Annotated in this window: 8 protein-coding genes; 2 read left to right on the top strand and 6 right to left on the bottom strand. The window is 72.8% G+C overall.

Annotated elements, in window-relative coordinates; genetic code table 11:
* Positions 1 to 28 precede the first annotated feature (28 nt).
* Positions 29 to 1,981: a penicillin-binding transpeptidase domain-containing protein gene (locus ABT008_RS00305; RefSeq protein WP_350692375.1), complete on the top strand. Its 1,953-nt coding sequence runs from the start codon at positions 29 to 31 to the stop codon at positions 1,979 to 1,981.
* Between the two features lie 4 nt (positions 1,982 to 1,985).
* On the opposite strand, the gene ABT008_RS00310 is transcribed toward ABT008_RS00305, so the two are convergent.
* The 6 genes from ABT008_RS00310 to ABT008_RS00335 all read right to left on the bottom strand — a co-directional run bounded on the left by ABT008_RS00310 (position 1,986) and on the right by ABT008_RS00335 (position 8,996).
* Positions 1,986 to 3,248 carry an arginase family protein gene (locus ABT008_RS00310; protein WP_350692377.1) on the bottom strand — a complete coding sequence of 421 codons (1,263 nt, stop codon included), beginning with the start codon at positions 3,246 to 3,248 and terminating at the stop codon, positions 1,986 to 1,988.
* Between the two features lie 121 nt (positions 3,249 to 3,369).
* On the bottom strand, positions 3,370 to 4,284 hold the full coding sequence (locus ABT008_RS00315) for a tetratricopeptide repeat protein (protein WP_350692378.1): 915 nt from the start codon (positions 4,282 to 4,284) through the stop codon (positions 3,370 to 3,372).
* Positions 4,285 to 4,384: 100 nt separating this feature from the next.
* Complete coding sequence (gene icmA / locus ABT008_RS00320; RefSeq protein WP_350692379.1) at positions 4,385 to 6,073, bottom strand: coenzyme B12-dependent isobutyryl-CoA mutase large subunit; 1,689 nt, start codon at positions 6,071 to 6,073, stop codon at positions 4,385 to 4,387.
* Positions 6,074 to 6,176: 103 nt separating this feature from the next.
* A complete protein-coding gene (locus ABT008_RS00325) occupies positions 6,177 to 6,569 on the bottom strand; it encodes an Asp23/Gls24 family envelope stress response protein (protein ID WP_502890304.1) in 393 nt (130 codons plus the stop codon).
* 101 nt (positions 6,570 to 6,670) lie between these two features.
* Positions 6,671 to 7,672, bottom strand: coding sequence for a methylmalonyl Co-A mutase-associated GTPase MeaB (meaB, locus tag ABT008_RS00330; RefSeq protein WP_350692380.1), 1,002 nt, complete (start codon positions 7,670 to 7,672; stop codon positions 6,671 to 6,673).
* 124 nt (positions 7,673 to 7,796) lie between these two features.
* Positions 7,797 to 8,996 (bottom strand): acetyl-CoA C-acetyltransferase, encoded by a 1,200-nt coding sequence (locus tag ABT008_RS00335; RefSeq protein WP_350692381.1) that lies wholly within the window; start codon positions 8,994 to 8,996, stop codon positions 7,797 to 7,799.
* Positions 8,997 to 9,057: 61 nt separating this feature from the next.
* Between ABT008_RS00335 and mce the strand changes: the two genes are divergently transcribed.
* Positions 9,058 to 9,522 (top strand): methylmalonyl-CoA epimerase, encoded by a 465-nt coding sequence (gene mce / locus ABT008_RS00340; protein WP_350692383.1) that lies wholly within the window; start codon positions 9,058 to 9,060, stop codon positions 9,520 to 9,522.
* Positions 9,523 to 9,566: the final 44 nt, after the last annotated feature.

Here is a 9,566-nt window from a genome sequence, read left to right on the forward strand (position 1 = left end):
GCAGCCCGAGCAGGAGGACACCAGCCCGATGCACCGCGCGTACCGCAACCGTCACATCTCGTCACGATTGGCCGCCCTTGCCGCCTGCCTGGTGATCTCGGCCACTCTGGTCGCCTGCTCCGGTGAGGACGGCCCGGAGCGCAGCGTGGACGCCTTCCTCGCCGGCTGGCCCACAGGTGATCTCCAGGCGGTCGGTTTCGTCGACCCGACCGGCAGCCGGCTGCCCGCCGCCGACGTCGCGCGGGAGATCAGGGAGCTCTCCGGCGAGCTGGTCGAGACGCCGCCCAAGCTGAGCCGGCAGGGCAAGCCCACGGTGGAACAGGACACCGCGACCAGCACGATCCGCGTCGAGTGGACGCTGCCCGGCGACGTCACCTGGACGTACGACCGGCCGGTTCGGCTGGTCAAGGGACGCGACGACGACTGGCAGGTGATCTGGGAGCCGCAGGTCCTCGCCGAGCAGCTCACCCGTGGCGACCGGCTCGGTCTGCGGCGTGACCCGGCGCCGCGCGCCGGCGTGCTCGACGGTGCGGGCGCGCCGCTGGTGGCCCCGCGCGCGGTGGTCCGGGTCGGGCTGGAGCCCCGCGCGGTGACCGACGTGAAGGCCGTCACCCGCGAACTGGACGCGGCGTTCCGGGCGATCCGGCCGGCGATCACCCCACCGGTCGACCTGTCCGGTCTGGCCAAGCGGCTGGACGAGGCGAAGCCGGACGCGTTCGTCGAGGTCGTCACGCTGCGCGACGAGGCGTACCGGCAGATCAGGTCCCGGATCAAGGACCTGCCGGGGGCCGTCTTCTCCACCGACGAGCTGGACCTCGCCCCCACCCGCGAGTTCGCCCGGGCGGTGCTCGGCACGGTCGGTCCGGCCCAGGCCGACGACCTGAAGAATTTCCCCGACCGTTACTCCCCTGGTGACCTGGTCGGGCACGGCGGGGTGCAGGGACGCTGGGACGAACGGCTCCGTGGCGCGCCGGGCCTCACCGTGGTGGTCAAGCGGGCGTCCGGAGCCGGCACGGTGGAGCCCACCGGCACCGAACTGTTCCAGCACGACCCACGGCCCGGCGAGCCGGTGCGGACCAGCCTCGACGTGGCCACCCAGAACGCGGCGGACCAGGCACTGCGCGGCGAGCGGCGACGTTCCGCCCTGGTCGCCGTCCGGATCGGCGACGGCGCGGTGCTCGCCGCCGCCAACGGTCCCGGCGCCGCCGGGGAGAACCTGGCCTTCACCGCCCAGGTGCCGCCAGGCTCCACGTTCAAGATGGTCAGCGCGCTCGGGCTGGTGGAACGCGGCGCGGTGACCCCGGACACCCGGGTCGACTGCCCCAAGACCCAGGTCGTCGACGGCCGATCGTTCAAGAACTCCAACGACTTCGCCCTCGGCGAGGTGCCCTTCCGCACCGTCTTCGCCCGGTCCTGCAACACCACGTTCGCCGCCCTGGCACCGCAGCTCGGCGGCGACGGGCTGGCCGCCGCCGGCAAGACGCTCGGCCTGGAGGGCCAGTGGACGGTCGGGCTCGACGCCTTCACCGGCAAGGTCTCCGCGAACGGTGGCGCCACCGAACAGGCCGCCGCCGCGATCGGCCAGGGCACCACCCTGGTCAGCCCGTTGGCCATGGCGGCGGCGACCGCGGCGGTGGCCAAGGGCGGCTTCACCCCGCCGAAGCTGGTGCTCGACCCCGCCCCGGAGGGGGCGACCGAGCCGGGCCCGGAGCTGAACGCCGAGGCGGTGACGGCGGTCCGCGAGATGATGCGCGAGGTCGTGACCAGCGGCACCGGCACCGCCTTGAAGGACGCCCCGGGCGGGCCGGTACACGGCAAGACCGGCACCGCCGAGTACGACGACAACCCGGAGAACACCCACGCCTGGTTCGTCGGGTGGCAGGGCGACGTCGCCTTCGCCGTCTTCGTGGAGAAGGGCGGCTCGGGCAGCGGCACCGCCGTGCCGATCGCCGAGCGTTTCCTGCGCGCCCTGTCCCGCTGACCGCTCAGGCGGTCAGGCCGCCCGGCGCGGACGTGGGCCGGGCGACGTCGCCGGCCGGGTCGACGTCGTCGAACCCGTCCTCGTCGGGATCGGCGGCGTCCGGGTCCGGCTCCTGGTAGGCCGCGTCCGACTCGGGCGCCCAGTCGGCGACGTCCGGTTCCGGTTCCCGGTCGGTCCGGGCGTCCTCCTCCGGGCCGCCCGGACGCGCGGCGGTCGACGGGCCGACGGAGACCGGTGCCGCCGCCAGCAAGCGCGGTCCGGCCGACGGCACGTCGGCCGGGTCGACGCCCCGGCGCGGTGCCGGAGCGGGACGTTCGACGGTCTCCGGACGCAGCCGGGGCGGCATCGAGCCGGGGGCGGTCACCGGGCGCAGCCCGGCCACCAACGTGTTGACGATCTCGGCCGCGTACGCGCCGTCCGGGTCGTAGTCGGGGTCGAAGACGGTCAGCTCGACGCCGAGGCAGTGCGGGGTGTCGACCAGCCCGGCGAGCAGGATCTCCAGCTCGGCGAAGGCGATCCCGCCCGGGTCGGGGGCGTCGACCGCCGGCATCACGGCCGGGTCGAGGACGTCCACGTCCACGTGCACCCAGTAGCCGGCGCAGTCCGCGAGCTGCTCATGCGCCCACTGGGCGGTCCGGGCGGCGCCCTCGGCCCGCAGCGCCGGGACCGGCCGGGTCAGGATCCCGGCGGCCTGGAGGTCCAGCCGGTACTCGTCCTGGGCGCGGATGCCGAGCACCACCACGTCGATGTCCCGGAAGTACGGGCGTCGCCCCTCGATGGCGGCCAGGTCGGCCTGGCCCCGGCCGGTCACCAGGGCGAGGTCCTCACCGGCCGCCGCGCCCACGTACGAGGCGTTGCCCGGGTGCCGGAAGTCGGAGTGCCCGTCCACGAAGACCAGGCCGATCCGGCCGCCCACCGCCTCGCCGAGCCGGTGCATGGCCAGGGCCGAGCCGAGCAGGATCGAGCAGTCGCCGCCGAGGATCACCGGGAACTCGCCCCGGTCGATGATCGCGCCGATCCGGTCCGCCAGCCCCACCGAGTAGTCGGCGATCTCCCGCGCATGGCACACCCCGTCACCCGGCCGCCAGTCCCCGGCGTCATACCGGGGCGGGGTCAGGTGACCGGCGTCGCGAGCCCGCAGCCGGGGCAGCAGACCCTGGTCACGCAGTGCGCCCGGGGCCTTGCCGCAGCCCGGCACCGAGGTGGGCGTGGGTGGACGCAGGCCGAGGTTGCTCGGCGCGTCGAGGACGGCGATCCGGCGCATCACCGACCGCTTTCGTTCGCGGCTGCGGGGCTCGCAAGCTCACTCCTCGCGCTCACATGGGCTCCCGTCCTCTGATGTCGGGCGGGCCGGCATCACGCCGGCCCGCGCTGGCGTGGTAAGTGACTCAGAACAGAGCGCTGGCCAGGGCCCGACGCGCCGACGCGACCGCCGGATCCTCCGGACCGGCGATGGTGAAGAGGCCGACCAGGTGCTGGCGTACCTTCTCCCGGTCCTCCCCGGCGGTCCGGCGGACCACCGACACCAGCCGCTGGTACGCCTGTTCGGCCAGACCACTGAGCACCTCGATGTCGGCGGCCAGCAGTTGCGCGCCGACGTCGTCCGGGTCGGCCGCCGCGGCGGCGAGCGCCGCCTGCGGGTCAGCGCCGGCCACCCGGCGGGCCAGCCCGACCTGGGCCAGCCCGGCCTCCGCCGCCGCGTCCGCCGGGGTCTCCGCCAGGATCTTGCGGTACGCCCGCTCGGCCGCGTCCAGGTCACCGGTCATCAGGGCGTCGTCCGCCTCGTCCAGGCGCGGGTCCTCCGGCTCGGCCACGGCCACGCCACCGGCCTTGAGCACCGCCTGGATCCACTGGCGGAGCTGCGCCTCGGGGACCACGCCGGAGAAGGCGTCGACCGGCTGCCCGCCGACCACCGCGTACACCATCGGGATGCCCTGCACCCGGAACATCTGCGCCAGCCGAGGGTTGGCGTCCACATCGACCTTGGCGAGCACCCAGGCGCCGCCGCCCTCCGCCGCCAGCCGCTCCAGCACCGGGGAGAGCTGCTTGCACGGCTCGCACCACTCGGCCCAGAAGTCCACCACCACGGGTGTGGTCAGCGAGCGCTCCAGCACCTCGGACTGGAAGGTCGCCTCCGTCACGTCGATGACGGTGACGCCACCGCCGACGGAGCCGCCGGGCACGGCGGCGGGCGGGCCGGACTGGGCCGGTGCCGGGGTGGGACTGGGCGCGGCGGGGCGCAACGCGCTGAGGTCGACCGCGCCGCGGGTGAAGATCGACGAGGTGATCCGTGGGTCGCTCATGGTTACCTAGTCTCGCACGCGATTTGCCGAACTCAGATCAAGCGCCGCCCGCGCAGTTGCCACTGTCACCGCTGCCCAGACACCCGCGCCGGAGCGGGTGTCAGAACCGGGCGGGCTCGCGGTAAACGCCCCATTCCGCGCGCATCGCGTCGCAGATCTCGCCGAGCGTGGCCTCGGCCCGGACGGCGTCGAGCATCGCCGGGATCATGTTCTCCCCGGTACGGCTCACCGCCACCATCGCCTCGACCGCCGCCCGGACCCGGGCGGCGTCCCGGGCGGTCTTGCGCTCGGCCAGCAACCGGCGCTGCTCCAGCTCCACCTCGTGCGAGATGCGCAGGATCTCCAGCTCCTTGGCGACCGTGCCGGTGTGGCAGTTGACGCCGACGATCTTCTTGTCGCCCTTCTCCAGTGCCTGCTGGTAAACGAAGGCCGACTCGGCGATCTGGCCGGTGAACCAGCCGTCCTCGATGCCGCGCAGGATGCCGGAGGTCATCGGGCCGATGGTGTGCGGGCCCTCGCCGCCCAGCGCGCGGATCCGGGCGAAGATCTCCTCCGCCTCCGCCTCGATCCGGTCGGTCAGCGCCTCGACGTACCACGAGCCGCCGAGCGGGTCGGCCACGTTGGTCACCCCGATCTCCTCCATCAGCACCTGCTGCGTCCGCAGGGCGATCTCGGCGGAGGAGTCGGTGGGCAGCGCCAGGGTCTCGTCCAGCGCGTTGGTGTGCAGTGAGTTGGTGCCACCGAGCACCGCGGCGAGCGCCTCGACGGCCGTACGCACCACGTTGTTGACCGGCTGCTGGGCGGTCAGCGACACTCCGGCGGTCTGCGTGTGGAAGCGCAGCCAGAGCGCCTTTTCGCTGGTGGCGCCGTACACGTCGCGCAGCCAGCGGGCCCAGATCCGGCGGGCGGCGCGGAACTTGGCGATCTCCTCGAAGAAGTCGACGTGCGAGTCGAAGAAGAAGCTCAGCCCGGGGGCGAAGACGTTGACGTCCAACCCGCGCGAGAGCCCCAGCTCGACGTAGCCGAACCCGTCGGCGAGCGTGTACGCCAGCTCCTGCGCGGCGGTCGAGCCGGCCTCGCGGATGTGGTAGCCGGAGACGGAGAGCGGCTTGTAGCGCGGGATCTCCCGGGCGCAGTACTCCATCAGGTCGCCGATCAGGCGCAGGTGCGGCTCGGGGTCGAACAGCCACTCCTTCTGCGCGATGTACTCCTTGAAGATGTCCGTCTGCAGGGTGCCGTTGAGCGTCGACAGGTCGGCGCCCTGCCGCTCGGCGGCGACCAGGTACATGCAGAACACCGGCACCGCCGGGCCGGAGATGGTCATGCTGGTGGTGACCGCCGCCAGGTCGATGCCGTCGAAGAGCGCCTCCATGTCGACGGCGCTGTCCACCGCCACCCCGCAGTGGCCCACCTCGCCGAGCGACTGCGGGTCGTCGGAGTCGCGGCCCATCAGGGTGGGCATGTCGAACGCGACCGAGAGACCGCCGCCGCCGGCGCCGAGGATCATCTTGTAGCGCTCGTTGGTCTGGGCGGCGTTGCCGAACCCGGCGAACTGCCGGATGGTCCAGGTCCGCCCGCGATAGCCGGTCGGGTGCAGGCCCCGGGTGTACGGGAACTCGCCCGGCCAGCCGATCCGGTCGAAGCCCGGGTACGCGGCACCCTCCGGGGGCCCGTAGACCGGCTCGACGGGCAGCCCGGAGAGCGTGGTGAAGTCCGCGTCCCGCTTGCGCGCGGCGTCGTACCGGGCCTGCCAGCGGGCCCGTCCGGCGGCGATCTCGTCGGCGTTCATCCCCGGGCTCCTCCTCGAGTCCTCGACTGCACGTCGAGTGTAGAGCCCTTACCTGAACGATCGCTAAGGAAACTCCTACCGGCCGGTAATGTCGACCGGCCCCTCAGGCGGCGGGACCACCGATGGCGACGTCGTCCACCCGGATGTTGATCTCGTCGACCCGCAGCCCGTACGCCTCGATCGCCTGGGTCACGCCGGTGCGTACCGCCGAGGTCACCTCGGGCACCGCGTGCCCGGCGTCGATCACGATCACCAGGTTGACCACTGCCGCGCCGTTGGTGACGTGCGCCGAGCACCCGCGTCGGGCGTCACCCACCTGGTCCAGCCCGACCCGGTCGAGCACCGCGTTGAAGAACCGCGCGATGTCACCGCCCAACTCGACCACACCGGGTACGGCCTTCGCCGCGGCCACCGCGATCTTCTCCACCACCTCGTCCGAGATGTCGGTGCGACCACCCGCCACCGCGTCCGGCGTCATCGGCAACTCCTGCGTCATCTCGTGGTCCATCTCTCTCCAGCAGCCGTCACACCACCCCACGCGCTCTGCGAAGGCGGTGCGAGCGTAACCGTCCGAGACGGTCCGCAGTGGACTGGATTTCAGCCGGAGAGCTGGGCCAGCAGGGTATCCGCGGCGGCGTACGGATCGATCGCACCGGCAGCGACCTCGGCGGCGAGTGCCGGCAACTGCGTACCGTCGCGCAGCGAACCGATCCGGGCGCGCAGCGCACCCAGCGCGATCGCCTCGATCTCGGCGGCGGCCCGCGCCTCCCGGCGACGGCGCAGCTCGTCGTGCTCGACCAGCCAGCCCCGGTGCTTGTCGACGGCGGCGGCGACGTCGTCGATCCCCTCGCCCCGGACGGCGACGGCCCGCACCACCTGTGGCCGCCACTGCCCCGGTCCGCGCTCGCCGAGCGCGATCATGCCCTGGATGTCCCGGACCGTCGCGTCGGCGCCGTCCCGGTCGGCCTTGTTCACCACGAAGATGTCGGCGATCTCCAGGATGCCGGCCTTCACCGCCTGGATCGCGTCGCCCATGCCCGGCGCGAGCAGCACCAACGTGGTGTCGGCGAGCGAGGCCACCTCGACCTCGGCCTGCCCGACCCCGACGGTCTCCACCAGCACCACGTCGCAGCCGGCACCCTCCAGCACCCGCACCGCCTGCGGGGTGGCCGCCGACAGCCCGCCCAGGTGCCCCCGGCTGGACATCGACCGGATGTACACACCGGGGTCGGTGGCGTGGTCCTGCATCCGCACCCGGTCACCGAGGATCGCCCCGCCGGTGAACGGACTGGACGGGTCGATCGCCAGCACACCGACCCGGTGTCCCCGCGCCCGCAGCGCGCGGACCAGCTCGTTGGTGGTGGTCGACTTGCCCACCCCCGGCGAACCGGTCAGCCCGACCACCTGGGCCCGTCCGGTGTGCGGCGCGAGCGCCGCCGCGATGCGCGGCAGCGTCTCGTCACCCGACTCGACCAGGGTGATCAGCCGGGCCACCGCGCGCGGGTCACCCTCGCGGGCCCGCTCGACGAGCATCGGTACGTCCCGACTACGCCGTACCGAACCGGCCGCAGCCGGCGCGCTCCCCCTCGTCTCGCTCATACCGCCGCCCTCGACCGCGACGCTCGCACGCTGCGCGTCGTGCCCGACGGCCGGGCTCGCTCGCTCACCGTGCTGCGCGTCGGGCCCGACAGCGGGGCTCGCACGATCGGCTCGTTCCTCGTGCTCACAGGTCGGTCTCGGCCGGGGCCGGGACGTGGATGATCAGCGCGTCGCCCTGACCACCGCCGCCGCAGAGCGCCGCCGCGCCGGTGCCGCCGCCGCGCCGCTTGAGCTCCATCGCCAGGGTCAGCACCAGCCGGGCGCCGGACATGCCGATCGGGTGCCCCAGCGCGATCGCGCCACCGTTCACGTTCACCTTGTCCGGGCTGATCCCGAGGTCACGGGTGGACTGGATGCCGACCTGGGCGAACGCCTCGTTGACCTCGATCAGGTCAAGGTCGGAGATGCTCAGCCCACCCTTGCGCAGGGCATGCTGGATGGCGTTGGACGGCTGCGAGTGCAGGGAGTTGTCCGGGCCCGCCACGTTGCCGTGCGCGCCCACCTCGGCCAGCCAGGTCAGCCCGAGTTCCTTGGCCTTCGCCTTGCTCATCACGACCACCGCGGCCGCACCGTCGGAGATCGGCGACGAGCTGCCGGCGGTGATGGTGCCGTCCTTGGCGAAGGCCGGACGGAGCTTGGCCAGCGTCTCGGCGGTGGTGTCCGGGCGGATGCCCTCGTCCTCGCTGACCACCAGCGGGTCACCCTTGCGCTGCGGGATGACCACCGGGGTGATCTCGTCGGCGAAGTGGCCGTTCTTCTGCGCGGCGGCGGCCCGCTGGTGGCTGGCGGCGGCGAAGGCGTCCTGCTCCTCGCGGCTGATCCCCCGCTCGGCGCCGTGGCGCTCGGTGGACTCGCCCATCGAGCAGCAGTCCCACGCGTCGGTCAGCCCGTCGAGCGCCATGTGGTCCTTGACCACCACGTCGCCGTACTTGTAGCCGCTCCGCTGACCGAGCAGCAGGTGCGGGGCGTTGGTCATCGACTCCATGCCGCCGGCCACCACCACGTCGAACTCGCCGGCCCGGATCAACTGGTCGGCCAACGCGATCGCGTCCAGCCCGGAGAGGCAGACCTTGTTGATGGTCAGCGCGGGCACCGACATCGGGATGCCCGCCTCCACCGCCGCCTGGCGGGCCGGGATCTGACCGGTACCGGCCTGGAGCACCTGCCCCATGATCACGTACTGGACCTGGTCGGGGGCCACGCCGGCACGTTCCAGTGCCGCGGAGATGGCGATACCGCCGAGTTTGGTCGCCGGTAGGTCCTTCAGGTTGCCCAGCAGACGCCCCATCGGGGTACGCGCGCCACTGACGATCACCGAAGCCATGACTGCCTCCGAGGGGGTGCCGACCTGTACGCCTTAACTATCGTTCGGCCAGACTAGCGTCATGCCTGAGAACTCCCCCGTCGAGCCCGCTGCCGACTATGTCACAGACATCGGTCTACGCCGCATCGACCATGTCGGGATCGCGGTCGCCGACCTCGATGCCGCGATCGACTTCTACCAACGGACCTTCGGCATGCGGTGCGTGCACACCGAGGTCAACGCCGAGCAGGGGGTCCGCGAGGCGATGCTGACGGTCGGGCCGACCGCCGAGGGCGGCTGCGTGCAACTGCTCGCCCCGCTGACGCCGGAGTCGACCATCGGGAAGTTCCTCGACCGCAACGGACCGGGCGTGCAGCAGGTCGCGTACACCGTGGCGGACATCGACGTGGCCTGTGCGGCGCTGCGCGAGCGCGGCGTACGCCTGCTGTACGAGACGCCCCGGCGCGGCACCGCCGACTCCCGGATCAACTTCGTCCACCCCAAGGACGCCGGCGGCGTCCTGATCGAACTGGTCCAACCCGCCTGACGTGTGCGGTGTCGCGGGTGCGGTGCGCTGTGGCGCGAAGCGGC

This window comes from Micromonospora sp. NPDC002389, assembly GCF_040296095.1.
Classification (GTDB): domain Bacteria; phylum Actinomycetota; class Actinomycetes; order Mycobacteriales; family Micromonosporaceae; genus Micromonospora.